The sequence below is a fragment of the Brevibacillus sp. JNUCC-41 genome (genome assembly GCF_014844095.1).
In the GTDB taxonomy this organism is placed as follows: Bacteria; Bacillota; Bacilli; order Bacillales; family DSM-1321; genus Peribacillus; species Peribacillus aracenensis.
This window is the reverse complement of the sequence record NZ_CP062163.1, coordinates 911,436-930,335: the sequence shown is the minus strand read 5'-3', so window position 1 is coordinate 930,335 and position 18,900 is coordinate 911,436. Positions and strand designations below refer to the sequence as shown.

Below are 18,900 nucleotides of genomic sequence, written 5' to 3'. Positions count from 1 at the left end.
CAGGAAATGTTGTTTGTGAGTTTGATACTTGGTTATTGAACTAACGGGTGCGCTTGCTGAAGATCGGGGCCGTCTTCAAGGCAGCTTTTTCTTATGGCACTAAGGGGGCAGGAAAGGTTCATGAAGGGCAAATGAAAGTTTATGTCGAAATAATTAAGAGGTTTGATTAAATGTAAAAGAGGTATAACAATGACTGTTTCCTTAAATCAAATTTCCTCAGATGAAAAGCATATTCTTAAGAATTTATATTCCCTTTATTTACATGACCTTTCGGAGTATACCGAGGGTTTAGACATATCATCAGATGGTTCATTCGAATTTGATTCATTTGAATTAATTTGGAAGAGGGAAGGGTTAACACCATATTTTTTGAAAAAAGATAAGATGATTGTAGGGTTTTTATTACTATTGGAAAGGCCGTTTTTAAATAAGGAATATGATTACAGCATTAATGATATTTTTATTTTGAAAAAATATAGAAGAAAGGGTATGGCCATTGCATTATTAAAGGAATTGTTTAAACAAAAAAAGGGTTGCTACTTTGTTGTTGAATTAGCCAAGAATATTCCTGCCGTTATATTTTGGAGAAAGATTTTTAGTGCGTTGAAAATAGATTTTGAAGAAAAAAAGAAAATGATAGATGATGAAGAATGTTTGATGCAATCCTTTCAAATTTAAACCGGATTATTAACTACAAGGGTTGCTGCGGCAGCCTTTTTCTTATGGAATGAACGGGGCGGGTGCTTATAAATTTAACTAGTGTGATGATCCAATGAGGATTTATGCATTTTTTATCATTATATTTATAAAATGGGTAAAACTACAATAATGTGACTTGAACTTGTTAAGAGTGCATGATACGGTTCCTTTATCATGCAACCATACAGTTGCTTGTTCTTGACAAGCAACCTTAGGGTTGCTTATACTCGATATATGAATTGGGACAAAGACGCTATATTCAAAGCACTTGGAGACTCGACTAGGCGGCTTATATTAGACGAACTATCCGAACGCAACGAACTGACGTTGTATGAACTTACGGTACGTCTCATTATGAAGCACGACATTTCCATTTCGCGACAAGCGATAGCTAAACATCTTTCTGTATTGGAAGATGCAGGGCTCGTAAAATCGAAACGAAAGGGAAAGTATCGAGTAGTTATATTCAACAACGAACCACTTAAAAATTTGCTAAAAGGATGGATCGAGTAATTTTATAAAATCGGAACAAGACTTCTGGCAATTGTGTGGGTCCGTTTTGCTCGCAGCCGGATTGTTAGCACAGCACCATGCGTCACAAATATCAAAGGAGGTAAAACATTATGAAAATCATTGTTACCAGCATATTCGTACAAGACCAAGACAAGGCACTGGAATTTTATTCAGAAAAGCTGGGATTTGTAAAAAAGCAAGACGTTCCAATGGGGAAATTCAGGTGGATCACGCTTGTTTCTCCCGAAGCTCATGACGGTACCGAGCTTTTACTCGAACCGAATGAGCATCCTGCCGCACAGGAGTATCAAAAGAAGATATTTGCAGATGGCATCCCGGCAACAATGTTTGGCGTTGCAGATATTCATGAAGAGTACAAACGATTATTGGAAAACGGCGTGAAGTTTACTATGGAGCCGACAAAAATGGGCGAAGCCACAATAGCTGTCTTCGACGATACATGCGGCAACCTTATTCAGATATTGCAGCAGTAACTTCATTGGTTTGTTTTACGTTGGGTGAAGTGCTTTAATCAACAATTAAACAGCTTTATGGTAACCCTGTCCTAATTTTAGGACGGGGTTATGCATGTTTAAGAAATTGTTCTCATTCTGCAATGGAAATGTGCCATTGTGGATCATCTAAACTAACGGGTGCGTTAGCTGATTAAGGAACAATAAAAGATGTCAACGGAATTAATAATTAATTCTTATAACTTTATAGTAATTCTGTATTTTACTGAATCATGATAAAGGTGATACAGTTTTTGGTATATTTACAAATATTTTTAAATGGGGAGGTTGTCTATGGAAATGTAGATTCAATTTTTAAACGCCATTTCTTCATTCTCATTCAATAGTTAAATGAGAATGGAAAGACCTATTTATTGACATATTGTGTGATGAGGCTATTAATCTTTCGTTCAGGGAGGATAACATATGAAAAAGTTTTTTGCTTTTCAAGTATTAATAGCATTGTTTATTGGAGCACTTATCGGACATTTTTTTCCTGTACTTGGCCAGTCCCTAAGGCCAATTGGCGACGCTTTCATTCATCTTATTAAAATGATTGTTGTGCCTATTGTTTTCACCACTATCGTCATTGGGTCATCAGGCGACGGAAACATGAAAAAGATGGGTTCATTAGGACTTAAAACAATTATTTGGTTTGAATTTATTACCACTCTGATTCTAGGTATAGGTCTTATCCTTGTTAACGTTTTAAAGCCTGGTGCCGGGCTTAATCTGTCCCACCTTGCTCAAAAGGATATCACACAATTAAATGAAAGCGTTACCAAGGTTGTCGATTTTAAAACGATGCTTGTTAACATCATTCCAAGCAACATTGTTGATGCGATGGCAAAAAGTGATTTATTAGCTGTTATATTCTTCGCCATTTTATTTGGTGCAGCCGCTGGAGCAATTGGCAAAAAGTCAGAGCCGGCAATGAAGTTTATGGAATCAGTTGCAAATATCATGTTTAAACTGACACAAATGGTCATGGTAACGGCACCGATTGGTGTACTCGCTCTCATGGCAGCCTCTGTAGGTCAGTATGGCATTGCCCTTTTAATCCCTATGACAAAGTTGATCGGGGTTGTGTATCTTGGGCTTGCTATAGTTATTTTCGTTCTATTCCCATTAATTGGTTGGTTTTTGAAGATTTCTTACTTTAAAGTGTTTCGAATGATATGGGATTTGTTCCTTATCGCTTTTTCTACAACAAGTACGGAAACGATTCTGCCTCAGTTAATGGAACGAATGGAAGCATACGGTTGTTCGAAACGCGTTGTTTCATTCGTTATTCCTTCTGGGCTATCACTGAATTGTGATGGTTCGACATTGTACCTTTCAGTTTGCTCTATTTTCTTGGCGCAAGCATATGGCATCCCGATGGACTTTGGCCAACAGTTGATTGTAATGGGGGTTCTTGTTGCAACTTCAAAAGGAATTGCCGCTGTTCCATCCGGTTCGCTAGTTGTCCTTTTAGCTACAGCCTCAGCAGTAGGGCTTCCTGCAGAAGGCGTAGCAATTATTGCAGGAATTGACCGTGTGCTGGATATGGCACGTACTGCTTGTAATACACCTGGACATGTTCTGGCTTGCATTGTGGTTTCGAAGTGGGAAAAAGAGTTCCGTCAGGGAGAATGGAAAGCTCAATCCGAACAGTCAAGCATTCGGCAGGTGCCACCAACATTTTGATGATAGGTTAAGCCGCATCATTACATCAGAAGAATGGGGAAAAGCAATGATGCAAGCAGTAATGACCTGATATTCTCATAAAACAACAATCTTTAAATCTTCAAGATGACTATTCAGGCCCCATACTCATGACTTTCAACAATGGGGAGACTCCTGCGGGAGCAGCGGGACAAGTGAGACCCCACAGGCGTTCACGCCGAGGAGGCTCACCGCCCGCCCCGCGGAGGCTCACCGCCCGCCCCGCGGAAAGCGAGCATTGGAGGGGAAATCAATCACACCGCATTACTTGGTGAATAGAAACATAGTATGCGAAAACAGCCTTTTCTTATGAGGCAGTTTACTTCAATAAGTGCAAAAGTAAAATTTGAATACTATAAGTATCATTGTTTTTTGATTGCATGCTAAAGGGCACCCAAAGGGATGCCCTAATATTACATTTTATTTTTTTTGTGTTTTTAAAGGTGAAAAGAAAAGTTCGAAATTAATATTAAAGTCCATACTTATTTATCTTTTTGTAAAGAGTAACTCTTGAAAAGCCTAATTCTTTAGCTGCCAATGTCTTATTACCGTGCGTTTTTTCTAATGCACCTTTTATTCGTTCTTTTTCTATTAAGCTTATCTCATCTTGAAATGTGATAGTAGTATGTTCAAACGCTATTTTTTTTGCCTTTTGTGGAAGAATATTCAATATATCATTGGCTTGCAATACAGCGTCATCAGTCATGACCACAAGTCTCTCTACAAAATTTCTTAATTCTCTTATGTTACCAGGCCAGTGGTATGAGGAAAATAACTCTATCATATCATTCGATTGAAATTGTATTTCTTTTTGATATTTACTAGAGAACTCTTCTATAAATAAATTTACCAGCTCTGGAACATCTTCTAATCTCTCTCGAAGTGAGGGAATATGAAGGGGAACCACATTCAGACGATAATATAAGTCCTCTCTGAATTCCCCTTTTTCCACCATCTCCTCCAGCATGCTGTTTGTAGCTGCTATTACCCTTATGTCTACTTTGATCGCTTTTGTGCCACCTACTCTATATATTTCTCCTTCTTGAAGAGTTCTCAAGAATTTAACCTGGATATCTAAAGGCATTGTGCCTAGTTCATCTAAAAATAGTGTACCGCCATTTGCTTCTTCTAGTTTTCCTGCCTTGCCACCCTGTTCAGCTCCTGTAAACGAACCTTTTTCATAGCCGAAGAATTCGCTTTCAAATAAGGGCGAGGGGATCGCACCACAATTAATAGGAACAAATGGCCTTTTTTTTCTAGAACTTGACTCATGAATGGCCTGTGCAAAAAGTTCCTTCCCTACACCGCTTTCTCCTAATATCAGTACTGTTGCGTCAGTTGCTGCTACTTTAATAGCGGATGCCTTTATCTGATTAATAATTTTGCTGCTGCCTTTTATGCTGGAGAACGGTAAGTTTTTAGCCTGATTTATGATTTGCTGTTTTAAATCCTGTAGCTTCGAGGTTGTAACGGAAAGCTTATCATTTAGTTTTACGGTAGCTGTTATATCACGATCTACCGATATGGCGCCAATCAGGTTGCCGCCATGGTCAAAAACAGGAGAAGAACTGATTGAAATATGCTTATCAGGACGAGGTTGATGATAAACATCAAATATCGGCTGTTTACTTTTTAAGATTTCGTACAATTTAATGTCCTTCATTTGAAAATAGTTCTCTATGTTTTTCCCTATTATTTCATTTGATTTAATTTGATAAGTATTTTCTGCTGCTTCATTCCAGTAAACAACCCGCCCCGTTTTATCAACAGCTGTCACTGCATCTTTACTGGTTTTTAAAATAGCTTCTAAATAAAAAAGGATATTATCTCTGCTAAAATCCGCTATTTTGATCTGCCTCCTTTTACGGCTCTTTTGTGTAAGTTTACAGGTTTACATTATGTAAATAATATTTACACTTTTTATAATATTTTAAAAATGAAGTCTATTCAATATTTATATTTAGAGTTTGATTTTTTTTTAAAATATTACGTATTAATCTTGCTATTGTACCGTCCCTTTAATCCAGCTCCATCAGTTCAGAATAAGGAAAATACACGTTATATAAAAGAGAATGACTTATTGTTAATTTTGTTTTTTTGATTGAAGTAATGCTGGAAAAAAGTTTTTGGCATGCAAATTGCATTATGTCTAGTGGAATGCAAATTTTTGTGAAAAAAGAGAAGGTGTAGTGATGATCAATTTTTCTAAATTTATTGAAACAATCGATACCCACACAATGGGTCAGCCAACTAGAATTATTGTAAGTGGGGTTCCAAAAATTTCAGGAGATACAATGTTAGAAAAAAAAAATAATCTTAAAAAAGAAATACCTTGGCTAAGAAATTTATTAATGAACGAACCACGCGGTCATCAGGATATGTTTGGGGCTATTCTTTGCGAACCTTCTCAAGAAGGTTGTGATGCAGGCTTAATATTCATGGACAGCGGTGATTATCTTAATATGTGCGGTCATGGCACAATCGGCACTATTACTGCAGGTATACAGTTTGGCTTGTTACCTCAAAAGGAATTGTTTTTTCTTGATACACCGTCAGGCAAGGTGGAATGTACGGCTAAATATAAAGATCAGAAAGTTAGTGAAGTGTCGTTCCGGAATGTGCCATCTTTTGTTCTTGAAAAAAATGTGAATATTTTTATTGAAGGCTATGGAACCATCAAATTAGATATTGTATTCGGCGGCAGCATATTTGCTATTGTAGACGCGTCACAATTTAATTTGAAATTGGAAACAAGCGAAACTCTTGTCTTATCTAAACTTGGTATGAGAATAAAACAAATGCTTAATGAGCAATTTTATTTTGAGCATCCGCAAAACCCCAATATTTGCACGGTGGATCTTATAGAGTTCAGCTTAAAAAAGGAGAAGAATCATTATCGCAATGTTGTTGTTTTTGGGAATGGACAAATTGACCGTTCCCCATGCGGTACAGGTACTTCAGCCAAATTAGCAACCCTGGATCTTCAAGTTGGTGAAAGTATTATTCAAGAAAGTATTATCGATTCCAGATTTATAGGTAAAGTAGTTGGGAAAACGACAGTATCAGGTTTCGATGCCATTATTCCTGAGATTACAGGGGCAGCCTGGGTTACCGGATTACATCGATTTGCTTTAGAAGAAACCGATCCATATCAACAAGGCTTTACCTTAAATCAACAGTTTGTATTGGAAAATGCTTAATGCACAGGAAGCCGATGACAGTGAATTATACCTATATGGCTTGCTTCACTTAATCAAAGTTTGATGAGGTTCCCACATTATTTATTAAGCCTGTTTACGAACTTATTATCTATAAAGGAGAAACTACATGACTATGAATACTACATTACAAGAAAAATATAAGCACGAGCCATTCACTGATTTTACGATTGAAGAAAATAAAAATGCATTTAATCAAGCCTTAAAAGTTGTTCAATCTGAGATGGGTAAAGGCTACCCCCTAATTATCGGGGGCGGGTCGATTACAACAGATGAACAAATCATTTCGATTAACCCAGCTAATAAGGAAGAAGTAATTGGAAGTGTTTCCAAAGCAAATAAAGAGTTGGCTGAAAAGGCGATGCAAGCCGCGCTAGTTGCTTTCGATACTTGGAAAAAAGAAGATCCTGAAGTACGGGCGAATATTTTATTTAGTGCAGCAGATATTCTCCGCGAACGAAAACATGAATTTTCTGCTTATCTAGTGAAGGAAGCCGGAAAGCCATGGAAAGAAGCAGATGCAGACACGGCAGAAGCGATTGATTTTCTGATTTTTTATGGACGCCAAATGATGCAATTAAAAGGGGGGGCTCCTGTAGAAAGTAGAGAAGGAGAAGAAAATACTTTTAATTATATTCCACTTGGTGTAGGGATCATTATTTCCCCATTTAACTTTCCATTGGCGATTATGGCTGGAACTGCGGCAGCAGCAATCGTAGCAGGGAATACCATTCTTTTAAAGCCGTCGAATAATACACCTGTAATTGCAGCTAAATTTGTGGAACTATTACAAGAAGCTGGCCTTCCTGAAGGAGTAATCAATTACATTCCAGGAAGTGGTGCAGAAGTAGGTGATTACCTTGTTGATCATCCTAAAACCCGCTTTGTATCTTTCACAGGTTCACGTGAGGTTGGCTGCCGTATTTATGAACGTGCCGCAAAAGTACATCCAGGCCAAATCTGGTTGAAGCGTGTGATTGCTGAAATGGGTGGAAAAGATACTGTTGTAGTAGATAAAGATGCTGATTTAGATTTAGCGGCATCCTCGATCGTGTACTCAGCATTTGGATTCTCGGGGCAAAAATGTTCGGCTGGTTCACGTGCGGTTGTACATCAAGATGTCTATGACGAAGTTTTAGAAAAAGCAGCTGCTTTAACAAAGGCTTTATCAATCGGTAATCCAGAAAACATGAATAACTACATGGGTCCAGTTATTGATCAAGCTTCTTTTAACAAGATTACAAAATATATTGAAATTGGAAAAGAAGAAGGCAAGTTGTTAACCGGCGGTGAAGGGGACGACTCTAAAGGCTACTTTATCCAGCCGACTATTTTTGCTGATGTTGATGAAAAAGCCCGCATTATGCAGGAGGAAATTTTTGGTCCTGTTCTGGCTTTCTGTAAAGCCCGCGATTTTGATCACATGATGGAAATAGCGAACAATACGGATTATGGGCTAACTGGAGCGTTGCTCTCAAATAATCCTGATCATATTAAACGGGCAAAAGAAGAATTTCATGTAGGAAATCTTTATTTTAACCGTGGCTGCACAGGAGCGATTGTTGGCTACCAGCCATTTGGCGGTTTTAACATGTCAGGAACAGATTCCAAGGCAGGGGGCCCTGACTATCTTATTTTACACATGCAGGCAAAAACGATTAGTGAAACAATTTAAGAAATAAGGCAGCTTTTATGCTGCCTTTTATAAAGGATGTTAGCAACCGGTTTGAAAAATATTTTTCTAAACGCCTCTCACTTTTGTGAATGGTTTGCTTATAAGAAAAATAGAAGTGGATTTTATTAAGTGAAATTCTGGGATTAACGCTAAATATAATTAAATTGGTAAAAAGTCCAGTTCAAAATGATGGAGGTCACTACTTTGACAATAACAAAAGATTTTTTTATTATGCTTTCTCAAAATAAGATGCTTAATAGCGGTGCAAAACGATGGGGGCTTAAACTTGGTGCCCAGTCTGTCGTAGCAGGAACGAATATTGAAGAAATGGTGAAGAGTGTTAAAGAATTGAATGCAAACGGAATTTCTGCAACAATCGATAACCTTGGTGAGTTTGTATTTGAAAAGGAAGAAGCCTTGCAGGCGAAAACCAAGATTCTTGCCGTTATTGAAGCTATTTATGAGCATCAATTGGATGCCCATATTTCCTTAAAGCCTACTCAACTGGGCCAGGATATTGATTATAGTTTCTGCCTTGAAAATCTATCGGAAATTGTTGAAAACGCGTACAAATATAATGTATTCATCAATTTTGATATGGAAGATCATGGGCATCTTCAGTCATCATTTGATTTAATAGATGAACTTTCCAAAGACTATGATAATATTGGAACGGTTATTCAGGCTTATTTTTATAATGCGAAAGATATGATTACAAAATATAAAAATTACCGGTTAAGAATCGTAAAAGGCGCTTATAAAGAATCTGAAAATGTCGCATATCAAGACAAAAAAGATATTGATCAAAATTTCATTGAATTAATCGAGTATAATCTCCTGCATGGTAAATTTACATCCATTGCTACACATGATCACCAAATCATTAATCATGTGAAAAAGTTCGCGAAAAAGAATAACATACCAACAGAGAAATATGAATTCCAAATGCTTTACGGCTTCAGAAAGGATATGCAATTGAGTTTAGCCAAGGAAGGATACAATTTTTGTACTTATGTTCCATTTGGAGTGGACTGGTATGGATACTTTATGCGCCGTTTGGCGGAGCGTCCCCAAAACCTTAACTTAGTAGCTAAACAGACATTCAACAAAAAAACGAAAACCCTAATCGGGATCGGGGCGGGTGCCTTTCTATTAGGAAGATTAAGCAAGAAGAAACCAACGAAAGTATAAAGAAATATGCAGCCATTTATTACAGGATATTTTAGGAAGGGCTCTTTCAGCCGTTCCCGCAGCTTTAATAAGTATTAAGGGGGAATAACAATGGATAAGAAAGTGTCCTTTTCACAAGTGCTGTCTATTGGGTTAATGCTCTTTGCCATGTTTTTAGGAGCGGGGAATGTTATATTTGCCCCGATGTTAGGTCAACAGGCGGGAACAAACACTTGGCTTGCCATGGGAGGTTTTTTGATAACAGGCGTTGGACTGGTTTTACTGGCTATCATTGCTCTGACTCGTGGAGGTGGTACTGTAGAAAAACTTGCAGGAAGGGTCCACCCACGCTTTGCAACATTTTTTTCAATGTTACTTTTTCTAACGTTGGGACCTATTTATGTTATTCCCAGAACAACCTCTGTTGTTTATGAAATCGGTTTAAATCCCTTAATTCAAAGTGTAGCAAATGAAAGGCTGTATCTGCTTGTATTTTCAGTGTTATTTATTCTATTGACGGTCCTGCTCTCCTGGGACACAAAGAAATTGGTAGATAACCTGGGTAAAATTATTACCCCCATCTTTTCAATATTGCTGGCAGTATTGATTATAAAATCATTTATAACACCGATGGGCAAAATAGGGGCTCCTGGAGAGGAATACATAGATGGCGTTTTCTTAAAAGGGTTTACGCAAGGCTACTATACAATGGATGTACTAGCTGCTTTTATATTTGGCGGCATTTTCATTAAGTCAATTGGTTCGTTAGGAATAAAATCTGAAAAAGAAGTTTCCAAGCTATTTATCAAAGCAGGGATCATAACAATTATTGGGTTAGTTGCTTTACAGGTTTCAATGGCTTGGATGGGTGCTTCCAGTGTAGATGCAATTGGGTTAAAAGAAAACGGGGGAGAAGTTTTAGCTGCGAGTGCTATTGCTCTGTTTGGGAATTATGGCATTTATATTATAGGAACAATTATTTTCCTCACAGGAATTACAACAAATGTTGCATGTCTGGCAGCCGTTTCTGAATACTTTGAACGAATTGTTCCGTCTATTAGCTATAAAAAATGGATTATAGTTTTTTCTATCATAGGAACAATTATTACAAACTTTGGATTGAATACTGTATTAACACTTGCTTCTCCAATATTGCTGCTGCTTTATCCATTGGCCATTGCTTTGATTGCTTTAATATTTGCCAATAATCTATTTAAAGGTTATCGGTCCGTATATGTGAGCACTGTAGCGGGAGTCGGATTGGTTGCTCTGCTTGATGCTTTAAAAGAAGCGCATATCTTAACAAATGCAATTAACCATACATTTGGATTCATTCCATTATTCGAGTATGGAGTTGGATGGATTAGCACAGGATTAGTGGGCTTTTTGATTGGGCTAATAGTCGCTAAAACTAAACAAGAATCCAGCGTAATTATTGATATAGCTGGACAAGTAACTGATAAAGTTTCGTAATAATCAACCAGTTGAAGGGGCAATGGTATACAGATAGAAAAAAAGTCTGTAAAAGGTTTCATTTGATCAACGACTGTTATTTTTATGCACCGGGGCAGAAAATGAATTTTTTTTGAGGGATATAGTATTTTAATTTGGAATGAAGAACCGAAAATAATTAAAAATAAAAAGCAGACGGTACAGTGAGGATTTTAAAGAAATTCTCTCCGTGCCGTCTCTTTTTAAATGAACATAAAGTTGTTGAGGCATTTCAATTGTTTTATGATATTACCAATTATTTTTCAAAACTATTTTTCCTATCGCCTTGCCTGACTCCATGTACTCATGGGCTTTTGAAACCTCATCAAACGTAAAAATGTTTGGATCCACAAGCGGACGCAGCTGCTCTTCCTCAACCAACTGGGCAACCTTCTTCAAAATTTCCCGATAATGCTTATGCATGTCCTTGTTTAATATCTTTAACAACATAAAGGTAACATGCAGAGAAAGTCCCTTTGCATGCACTGGGGAGAGGTCATGGGTCGAACGGGCAGCGATGGCTGCTACCGTTCCGTGTACTGCGGCCGCCTCAAAGGAGCGATCAAGGTTTTCTCCTCCTACCGTGTCAAACACAACGTCAAATCCTTTTCCATCTGTATATTTCTGTACATAGTCGTGAACGCTTTCTTCTCGATAATTAATCGTGACATCTGCACCAAGGCGCGAGCCGATCTCCAGCTTCTCTTGCGAAGAGGCTGTTGTATAGACTGTCGCCCCTCCCCATTTCGCCAGTTGAATGGCAATGTGTCCTACTCCGCCGGTCGCTGCATGGATTAGTATATCCTGTCCAGGGACAAGATTTGCCCGATTGAATAATGCTTCCCATGCAGTAATGGCAACCAATGGTAAAGCAGCGGCTTCTTCCATCGTCAAATTTTTCGGTTTGTGAGCAAGTAAATCAACATCTGCAAGCATAAACTCTGCAAGTGCACCGCCAGTCCCTCTAAAACCTCCCGCGCATCCAAACACTTCATCGCCAACTTTAAACTCGGTTACTCCTTCACCTACTGCAGCTATCAAACCTGCAACATCACCATGTAATACTGCCGGAAACTCGGGGGAAACGGCTGGAACTGCACCAGCACGGACTTTCGTATCAATTGGATTTACACTTGTAGCCTTGACTTGAATAAGTACATGTCCAGGTTTTAGTTCAGGTTTTGAAATCTCTTTACATTGAAATACGGAGGGTTCACCAAAAGATTGAATAATTTGCGCCTTCACTTTAGTCACTCCTATTTATTTTTTTGGGGGAAATGTCTCATCACCTATTGTGAAAAGAATGAATATTTAGTCTTCTCTTGTAAAATCAATGATACTTTATATAATATAAAATGAAAAGTACGCACATTTTTGTTGGATAGGATAAAATTTGTAATATAGTATAAGACTTTATAATTTGAACAGGTGCTTTACTTCCATAAGGGAGTTGCTTAGGCAACTCTTCTTTTTATGCAACCAAAGGGACATGTTAACAAGGAAAGGTATAATGGAGGAACTTAATGAGGTGCAAAATGCTTTTAAACGATTTTATGAATGGGAATTTCCCGAACTTAGAACTTAGACCGCCGTTGTTTTATAGTTGGAAAACGGGCATCCGTTTTGAATTAGGGGTGGACTATGATAGTGATTTTGCTTATGAAAATAGCCCATATCTACAAGGAGTATATAAAAGGGCTATCACTTTATTCAAGTCCTTGCATTCTCATAACGATGATATTTATATCGTAGTTGATGTAAACGATTATGCCGATGGTTTTAAACATAAATCAAACACTTTTTCACGGTATATTAAGGAGAAGTCGATCTTATACCGGTTAAATCAAAAGACAACCCTTCATGACGATGATGAAGAAGGAACATATAAAACATATAGATTTACGTTAAAGTGCAAAACGTCTGACTTCAAATACATTCCTATGCTAAAAGCAATCTGCAATCAAGATATGGGAATAAGGCCAAGTATATATAATAGTGTCTATTTTATAAACATCAACAGGAAAACTATATTTCACGTGTATGATGACAGGGGTTGTGATTTATTGGCGACTTCTCCCGAAACGATAAGAGATGTTTATGATAAATATAACGACTGGATATTAGATTACGACAGAAATGAAATAGACGAAGTATTCAAATGAAGGAGGGCACCTTGTTAAAACATCAGGTGCTTTAGAGAAGATCTGAGCTGCCTTTATATAATCATTTTAAAAATTGCTTTGGAATATTTTTTGATTTACTACGAATCCTAATTTTAGGAGGCGACAAAATGAAAAAACAAGAAAAATCAAAAAATCTCGGCCAAAAAGCCGATTCAATGAATGCTTTGGATCAGGGGTTAAACTTATTTCCGCAAGTAGTTAATAACGCCACTGGTATTGACAAGGGGAACGACGGTAAAATAAATAAAAATGATTAAATTGAACGCCTTTTTGGGGCGTTTTTTTATCTTTTCTAAGGATCTTCCCCAGCCTACTCCCTCCTTCACTTGTCCACTCAACAATAAGTCTTAAAGAACTACCATGAATATAAGTTATTTTAAGAATGGAGAAATGAAAATACTTTAGAAGACTCTGCTCAATCGTTAAAAAAAAGAGGAGAGCGATAATTAATTAGTCCATGGATTAGGGTTGACTGCATTAAGGTGTTTACAACGTTAAGCACATTTTCAAGACGTTACCCCTATATATCTTTGGATTGATCATTTTTGCCATGTATCGAAAAAATCGGAGATTCACCACAAATGAAAATAGTTAGGTAGTGTTAAGTGTAACTATAGCATTGAGCGCGACTTTAATTAACATGTATCAAATGTTTCCCCACCTTTATCCCCAGAAATATGATCTAGGAACGGCACATAGAATAGTATAGAAATACTGCGGCTAATGCCGGAAATGGAGGGGATGTATTTATATGAGTACCAGATTAATCAGGCAGCTGATAAGGTCAAGGCAACAGGAATTAGTCGAACTTGCTGCTTCATTTATTCGAATTCCATCTGAAAATCCATCGCCCGAGTTTAAGAAGCGGTCAGCAGAAATGGGACGCCATATTAGCCGATACCTAGCAGCAAAAGGGTTCTTGATTACCGAGCACCGCCGTAGTGAAAATTCGCTGGTCACCGTCGTCTGTGATGCTCCTTTAACCAGGGTACCTGGTCCACGGCTCCTATTTTGTGGACATACAGATGTCGTACCTGCAGGCGATTGTTCACATTGGACCTTCGATCCTTTTTCAGGAGAAGTCAGAGCAGGTATGCTTTTGGGCAGGGGAGCCTCTGATATGAAAGGAGGCTTGGCATCACTGGTTTTTGTGGCTGGACTACTTCAGGAGTTTGCCCCCGCTCTTAATTTAAAAGGAAGTCTGGGAGTTATTGCTTCTCCGGATGAAGAGACTGGCGGCATTGAGGTGGCCTCGCTCCTGGATCAAGGATTGATTAAGGGGGATGCTTGTCTGATTGGTGAACCGTCGGATCCATACCATCCGAATGCCGGTGAAAAGGGCAGGGCATGGATGCAGGTTATCATACCAGGTCAGGCAGATCATGGCAGCCTACAACCTCTTTATGGAATCTCCGCCGTACGAAGAGGGGCAGCCGCGGTCGAAGCACTAGCCAAGCTATGGGAGCTCAAGGCAACGCCTCCGGCAGAGCCTTGTCAACTTTTGTACAATACTGAGTGGCTCCTATCACAGAGTCTAGAAAATCCCCTACTGTCACAGTTACTTTATCGCCCCTCTTACAATCCAGGTGTAATCCAGGGCGGAACAAATGTGAACGTCGCCGCAGACAAGTGTATCATTAAAGTGGATACCCGGGTTCCATTCGGTATGAAGCCCGATTTTGTACTTGATGTCGCTAGGAATCTTGTTAGTGCTGTAGCGCCAGGTGCGGTTGTAGAGCCAATGGTACCCTTTACTAACCCGAACTGGACCTTAGAGAACCGTCCAATTGTTAGGGCCATAGAACTGGGAATCCAGCGTGTCCTCGGAATGGAGGAACCCGTCTTCAGCGTACTTTTGCTTAGTTCAAGTGATGCCAGTCACTTCCGGCGTCATGGCATTGATACCGTCCTTTACGGTCCTGGCCTGGATCACACTATCCATGGGTACGATGAGCGGGTTTCAGTGGAGAACTTAGTAGAATCTGCCGAGATATATGCTGAGGCGGCAGTCAAGTATCTTAGGTCATTTTAAATCTATTTTCACTAAACTTTATGTAGGGGTAACGTTAGGATTTTGACAATTTATAAGGTTAAGATAGAACCCCTTGTATCCATATTACGTGAAACAAGGCTTACTAGTGTCCCGTATAACTTGTCACAACGCATTTATCTTTGCTACACCAACGATATCCACTTCCTAGAACAGCTTAACGTTGTAAATCCGCATTTTCCTGACGCTGCCCCATAGCCATCAAGGTAAGAAATCCCTTGTTCCCCAATATGATAAGAAAAAATCAGAAGGAAAACCGGCCAAAGTGTCAATCGTTGCCTGTATTTAAGTTGCTTCATAGGATTTACGCTCTATTAAAGAGAAAAGAAACGTTCCTAAATTTAGCCTGATTAACGGTTTTGTGAAACCCCTCCAAAAGCGTTTTGGAGGGTTATTTGGCATGGCCAAAAATAGTATTGATAAGGGAAATGAAATTTTTAGAGAAAGATATTGACCTCCTATTAGCTGGTTTAGCTGAAGATCGGAGCTGTCTTTAAGGCAGCTTTTTCTTTATGCGACTAACGGGGCGCATGTTAGTTCAATAATAAATTCCCATTTTTTGCACAAATGAAAAGGTGTCAAATGGTATGATTGAAACAGAAATTGTTCAGAACTTAATTTTTTAGGGGGAAATATATTCTTGAAAATGGTTAGAATTATCTTAGCAATAATTGTTCTTGCTTTATCAGCCTATCAGCTAATTACTGAAAATTTTGAGTTGATGCCGTATTCTATGTTGTTCTTGGGGGCATTGATGTTAGTTACTGGATTAGCCGAACTTCAAAAAGATAGAAAAGGATTTTGGGGGTATATGAGCATGGTTGTCTCAGCTTTTCTTTTCTTTGTTTCCATACAGGGTTTCTTACTGAACTAATGGGTACGTCACCTTAAGATCAAAGCTATCTATAAGGCAGCTCTTTCTTTATGCAACTATCGGGATAAGTTGTGCAAAATGTTTCTAGGTTATATGGCAAATGAGAAATTAGTTTAGTTGCATCATTAAAGGAGGAGAAGGATGGAGATCCGTTCAGTGAAAGGGTCAGATTATTATGCAATATCGCCACTGATAAATGAATGGTGGGGCGGAAGGCAAATGTCTGATATGTTACCGAAGTTATTTTTTGATCATTTTACAAAAACAAGTTTCATAGCCGAAAAGGAAGGGGAAATAGTCGGTTTCCTGATAGGGATTCTATCTCAATCTCAATCCAATGAGGCATATATTCATTTCGTTGGCGTACATCCTGAATACAGAAAAAATGATATCGGAAGACATTTATACCATCAGTTTTTTAATGTCGTTCATCAAAATGGCCGCAATATTGTCCGTTGTGTAACGTCTCCTGTCAACAAAACCTCTATTGCCTATCATCTCAAGATGGGATTTGAAATGGAAGAGGGAGATAAATTAATGGATGGTATTTCAGTCCACTCTGACTATGACGGACTAAATCAAGATAGAGTTTTATTCGTGAAACAGTTATCAAATTACAATAAAGTCCTATTCTAATGAACGAAGGTCGGCCAGTGCAAATCACTGGTCGACCTTTTTTCAAAGAACATTATATAGCAGGACTGTCAGTTAAAGTGTTTTTATTCATTGCTTATCTTTTTCTCCATGAACGTTTTTTCTTCCGGGTTTTCATTATCCTTGTTCCCATTTCCTTTTTTCTTTAAGGTTGTTTTATTCATACTTTGTTGCTATTTACCAAGTAAAGCGGTGTGGTTGATTTCCCCTCCAGATGCTCGCTTTCCGCGGGGCGGGCGGTGAGCCTCCTCGGCGTAAACGCCTGTGGGGTCTCACCTGTCCCGCTTCTCCCGCAGGAGTCTCGCACTTGCGCTCCAATCAACCCTAAATAGTTTATTTTTAAAAACAACAATCTTTACGAAAAGAGCCTTCTTTAAAGATTGCAAATCCTGTTAGTGTGTAAATGATGTGTAACAGTCGGCATCATGCTTGCTATACCGCCTCCATTGAGTAAGTTGTCGGCTTGTTCCACCCCGGTCTGTATTTGGAATCCTTTAGATAAAGCGTTGAAAATGGTGTTTATATCATAATTTGTTTGAATTGAAGCAGCAGCGATCACCCCGCCTAAGGCTGATATTAGCTCTTCTTTTATGGTTCCATAGAAACAGGTTAGTTCACATAAGATAAGATATAATTTGGATTAATATACAAAATTTTAATGAAAATAGAAAGGAAGCATGAATATGACAGAAATGCTGCCACTGACATCGGAGAATTTGGAGCAATGTATCGAACTCTACATGAAGGTTTTTAATCATGAACCATGGAATGAAAGTTGGACATATGAAACGGCTAAAGAGAGACTTTCCGACTTATTGCATACGCCTAAATTTCTTGGCTTTTTATTTCAGGATGCTCACAATCCAGTTGGTTTTGTCGCAGGAAATAGTAAGGTGTCTTATCATGGTTTAACTTATTATTTGGCAGAACTTTGTGTGAATAATGAAAGGCAAGGTAAAGGGCATGGCTCAAGGATGCTTCATTCTTTAGAAGCTGAACTGCAGAAAAGAGAGATTAAAAGTCTATACTTATTAACTGCTAATGGCGGGCTTGCAGAAGCATTTTATCTGAAAAATGATTATGTTGTAAATGAAGATCGGGTGGTCATGAAGAAAAATTTATAATTGTATGAATATTACCTTTTGAAAAATAGTCAAGGGATGTGATGGAACATTGTCGAAATCTGTAAAATTGTATCAATTAAGCCGAAAAATACATAAATGGACTGGATTGGTTTTATCCGTTTTTTTTATGTTCATCGCAGTCACAGGCCTCGTGCTTGTTTATATGTTACCACTCGGAGTGGCTGATGAGTTAAGGACGGGGAAAGAGGCGGGACCAGATCAAGCGATACCTATGGAGAAGGTCGTGTCCATTGCTACGTCACAGGATCTTCCAGGTGCGGACTCGGTTGAAGATATATTTAGAATTGAATATAGACCAAGTGCAAATGTGTACCAGGTTCGCTTTAATAACGGTCAAGGTGTTCAAATGGATGTGAGTACGGGAAAAGTGATATCCACAAATCCGGATTACTCGACGTTCCTCATCACTTTGCATGATGGAACCTTCTTTGGCGATTGGTATAGATACAGTATCCTCACAATGACCGGTTTATCCTTAATCCTGCTGTCATTTTCAGGGTATTACATGTTCGGGTATCCTCTTTATAAGCGTCTAATGGCGAAAAAAAAGCAATCTTAATATGAGGTGGTAGAGTGTCTATAAAAGGTTTGAATCACTTTTTATTTTCAGTTTCCGATTTAGAGAGATCCATAGAGTTTTATCAAAATGTTTTTGATGCAAAATTGTTAGTTAAGGGGAGAAACACTGCCTATTTTGACTTGAATGGTATGTGGCTAGCCCTGAATGCAGAAACGGATATACCCCGTAATGAAATCAGCCAATCATACACACATATAGCATTTTCCATAGAAGAAGCTGGCTTTATGAACATGTACGAGAAACTAAAGGAATTGAATGTAAGCATCCTGTCAGGACGTCCAAGGGATGAAAAAGATAAGAAGTCCATTTATTTCACTGATCCAGATGGTCATAAGTTCGAGTTTCATACAGGCACTTTACAGAATAGAATAGAATAGATTACTACAAACAAGAAAAAGCACATATGGAGTTTTTCGACTGATAATTAAA

The 18,900-nt window shown here is 38.4% G+C and carries 18 protein-coding genes; 16 read left to right on the top strand and 2 right to left on the bottom strand.

Going from position 1 to position 18,900, the window contains the following annotated elements:
* The first annotated feature begins 189 nt into the window (after window positions 1–189).
* From JNUCC41_RS04565 to JNUCC41_RS04550, 4 genes are all read left to right on the top strand, one after another.
* Window positions 190–678 (top strand): GNAT family N-acetyltransferase, encoded by a 489-nt coding sequence (locus JNUCC41_RS04565; protein WP_192206573.1) that lies wholly within the window; start codon window positions 190–192, stop codon window positions 676–678.
* 255 nt (window positions 679–933) lie between these two features.
* The gene (locus tag JNUCC41_RS04560) at window positions 934–1,212 is read left to right on the top strand and encodes an ArsR/SmtB family transcription factor (protein ID WP_076370470.1); all 279 of its coding nucleotides are present in this window, start codon (window positions 934–936) and stop codon (window positions 1,210–1,212) included.
* Between the two features lie 110 nt (window positions 1,213–1,322).
* Window positions 1,323–1,706, top strand: a complete 384-nt coding sequence (locus JNUCC41_RS04555) for a VOC family protein (RefSeq protein ID WP_192206572.1) — start codon at window positions 1,323–1,325, stop codon at window positions 1,704–1,706.
* A 444-nt stretch (window positions 1,707–2,150) separates the two neighbouring features.
* The gene (locus JNUCC41_RS04550; protein WP_192206571.1) at window positions 2,151–3,413 is read left to right on the top strand and encodes a dicarboxylate/amino acid:cation symporter; all 1,263 of its coding nucleotides are present in this window, start codon (window positions 2,151–2,153) and stop codon (window positions 3,411–3,413) included.
* Between the two features lie 487 nt (window positions 3,414–3,900).
* Here JNUCC41_RS04550 and JNUCC41_RS04545 read toward each other — a convergent pair whose 3' ends face one another.
* Window positions 3,901–5,277 (bottom strand): sigma-54 interaction domain-containing protein, encoded by a 1,377-nt coding sequence (locus JNUCC41_RS04545; protein ID WP_192208041.1) that lies wholly within the window; start codon window positions 5,275–5,277, stop codon window positions 3,901–3,903.
* 346 nt (window positions 5,278–5,623) lie between these two features.
* On the opposite strand from JNUCC41_RS04545, the gene JNUCC41_RS04540 reads away from it, so the two are divergent.
* From JNUCC41_RS04540 to brnQ, 4 genes are all read left to right on the top strand, one after another.
* Window positions 5,624–6,631, top strand: coding sequence for a proline racemase family protein (locus JNUCC41_RS04540; RefSeq protein WP_192206570.1), 1,008 nt, complete (start codon window positions 5,624–5,626; stop codon window positions 6,629–6,631).
* A 133-nt stretch (window positions 6,632–6,764) separates the two neighbouring features.
* Complete coding sequence (pruA, locus tag JNUCC41_RS04535) at window positions 6,765–8,324, top strand: L-glutamate gamma-semialdehyde dehydrogenase (protein WP_192208040.1); 1,560 nt, start codon at window positions 6,765–6,767, stop codon at window positions 8,322–8,324.
* 231 nt (window positions 8,325–8,555) lie between these two features.
* Window positions 8,556–9,515 (top strand): proline dehydrogenase family protein, encoded by a 960-nt coding sequence (locus tag JNUCC41_RS04530; protein ID WP_228467631.1) that lies wholly within the window; start codon window positions 8,556–8,558, stop codon window positions 9,513–9,515.
* 90 nt (window positions 9,516–9,605) lie between these two features.
* A complete protein-coding gene (gene brnQ, locus JNUCC41_RS04525) occupies window positions 9,606–10,967 on the top strand; it encodes a branched-chain amino acid transport system II carrier protein (RefSeq protein WP_192206569.1) in 1,362 nt (453 codons plus the stop codon).
* Window positions 10,968–11,234: 267 nt separating this feature from the next.
* On the opposite strand, the gene JNUCC41_RS04520 is transcribed toward brnQ, so the two are convergent.
* Window positions 11,235–12,230, bottom strand: a complete 996-nt coding sequence (locus JNUCC41_RS04520; protein WP_192206568.1) for a zinc-dependent alcohol dehydrogenase family protein — start codon at window positions 12,228–12,230, stop codon at window positions 11,235–11,237.
* Between the two features lie 290 nt (window positions 12,231–12,520).
* Between JNUCC41_RS04520 and JNUCC41_RS04515 the strand changes: the two genes are divergently transcribed.
* The 8 genes from JNUCC41_RS04515 (at window position 12,521) to fosB (ending at window position 18,848) form a co-directional block, all read left to right on the top strand.
* Entirely contained in the window at window positions 12,521–13,147 is a 627-nt protein-coding gene (locus tag JNUCC41_RS04515) for a DUF3885 domain-containing protein (RefSeq protein WP_370662600.1), read from the top strand.
* 128 nt (window positions 13,148–13,275) lie between these two features.
* The gene (locus tag JNUCC41_RS04510; protein ID WP_192206567.1) at window positions 13,276–13,425 is read left to right on the top strand and encodes a hypothetical protein; all 150 of its coding nucleotides are present in this window, start codon (window positions 13,276–13,278) and stop codon (window positions 13,423–13,425) included.
* Window positions 13,426–13,919: 494 nt separating this feature from the next.
* Complete coding sequence (locus JNUCC41_RS04505) at window positions 13,920–15,200, top strand: M20 family metallopeptidase (protein WP_192206566.1); 1,281 nt, start codon at window positions 13,920–13,922, stop codon at window positions 15,198–15,200.
* A gap of 664 nt (window positions 15,201–15,864) precedes the next feature.
* A complete protein-coding gene (locus JNUCC41_RS04500) occupies window positions 15,865–16,092 on the top strand; it encodes a DUF3953 domain-containing protein (protein ID WP_192208037.1) in 228 nt (75 codons plus the stop codon).
* Window positions 16,093–16,233: 141 nt separating this feature from the next.
* Window positions 16,234–16,728, top strand: coding sequence for a GNAT family N-acetyltransferase (locus tag JNUCC41_RS04495; protein WP_192206565.1), 495 nt, complete (start codon window positions 16,234–16,236; stop codon window positions 16,726–16,728).
* A gap of 701 nt (window positions 16,729–17,429) precedes the next feature.
* Window positions 17,430–17,870 carry a GNAT family N-acetyltransferase gene (locus JNUCC41_RS04490; protein WP_192206564.1) on the top strand — a complete coding sequence of 147 codons (441 nt, stop codon included), beginning with the start codon at window positions 17,430–17,432 and terminating at the stop codon, window positions 17,868–17,870.
* Window positions 17,871–17,919: 49 nt separating this feature from the next.
* Window positions 17,920–18,450 carry a PepSY-associated TM helix domain-containing protein gene (locus tag JNUCC41_RS04485; protein WP_192206563.1) on the top strand — a complete coding sequence of 177 codons (531 nt, stop codon included), beginning with the start codon at window positions 17,920–17,922 and terminating at the stop codon, window positions 18,448–18,450.
* A gap of 14 nt (window positions 18,451–18,464) precedes the next feature.
* Window positions 18,465–18,848 carry a metallothiol transferase FosB gene (gene fosB, locus JNUCC41_RS04480; protein ID WP_228467539.1) on the top strand — a complete coding sequence of 128 codons (384 nt, stop codon included), beginning with the start codon at window positions 18,465–18,467 and terminating at the stop codon, window positions 18,846–18,848.
* Window positions 18,849–18,900 lie beyond the last annotated feature (52 nt).

Excerpts from the sequence above, each read along its gene's own strand:
- JNUCC41_RS04510 (WP_192206567.1), top strand. The coding sequence starts at position 13,276 with ATGAAAAAACAAGAAAAATCAAAAAATCTCGGCCAAAAAGCCGATTCA.
- JNUCC41_RS04490 (WP_192206564.1), top strand. The coding sequence starts at position 17,430 with ATGACAGAAATGCTGCCACTGACATCGGAGAATTTGGAGCAATGTATC.
- JNUCC41_RS04500 (WP_192208037.1), top strand. The coding sequence starts at position 15,865 with ATGGTTAGAATTATCTTAGCAATAATTGTTCTTGCTTTATCAGCCTAT.
- JNUCC41_RS04555 (WP_192206572.1), top strand. The coding sequence starts at position 1,323 with ATGAAAATCATTGTTACCAGCATATTCGTACAAGACCAAGACAAGGCA.
- JNUCC41_RS04505 (WP_192206566.1), top strand. The coding sequence starts at position 13,920 with ATGAGTACCAGATTAATCAGGCAGCTGATAAGGTCAAGGCAACAGGAA.
- pruA (WP_192208040.1), top strand. The coding sequence starts at position 6,765 with ATGAATACTACATTACAAGAAAAATATAAGCACGAGCCATTCACTGAT.
- brnQ (WP_192206569.1), top strand. The coding sequence starts at position 9,606 with ATGGATAAGAAAGTGTCCTTTTCACAAGTGCTGTCTATTGGGTTAATG.
- JNUCC41_RS04550 (WP_192206571.1), top strand. The coding sequence starts at position 2,151 with ATGAAAAAGTTTTTTGCTTTTCAAGTATTAATAGCATTGTTTATTGGA.
- JNUCC41_RS04530 (WP_228467631.1), top strand. The coding sequence starts at position 8,556 with ATGCTTTCTCAAAATAAGATGCTTAATAGCGGTGCAAAACGATGGGGG.
- JNUCC41_RS04495 (WP_192206565.1), top strand. The coding sequence starts at position 16,234 with ATGGAGATCCGTTCAGTGAAAGGGTCAGATTATTATGCAATATCGCCA.
- JNUCC41_RS04565 (WP_192206573.1), top strand. The coding sequence starts at position 190 with ATGACTGTTTCCTTAAATCAAATTTCCTCAGATGAAAAGCATATTCTT.
- JNUCC41_RS04515 (WP_370662600.1), top strand. The coding sequence starts at position 12,521 with ATGCTTTTAAACGATTTTATGAATGGGAATTTCCCGAACTTAGAACTT.
- JNUCC41_RS04560 (WP_076370470.1), top strand. The coding sequence starts at position 934 with ATGAATTGGGACAAAGACGCTATATTCAAAGCACTTGGAGACTCGACT.
- JNUCC41_RS04540 (WP_192206570.1), top strand. The coding sequence starts at position 5,624 with ATGATCAATTTTTCTAAATTTATTGAAACAATCGATACCCACACAATG.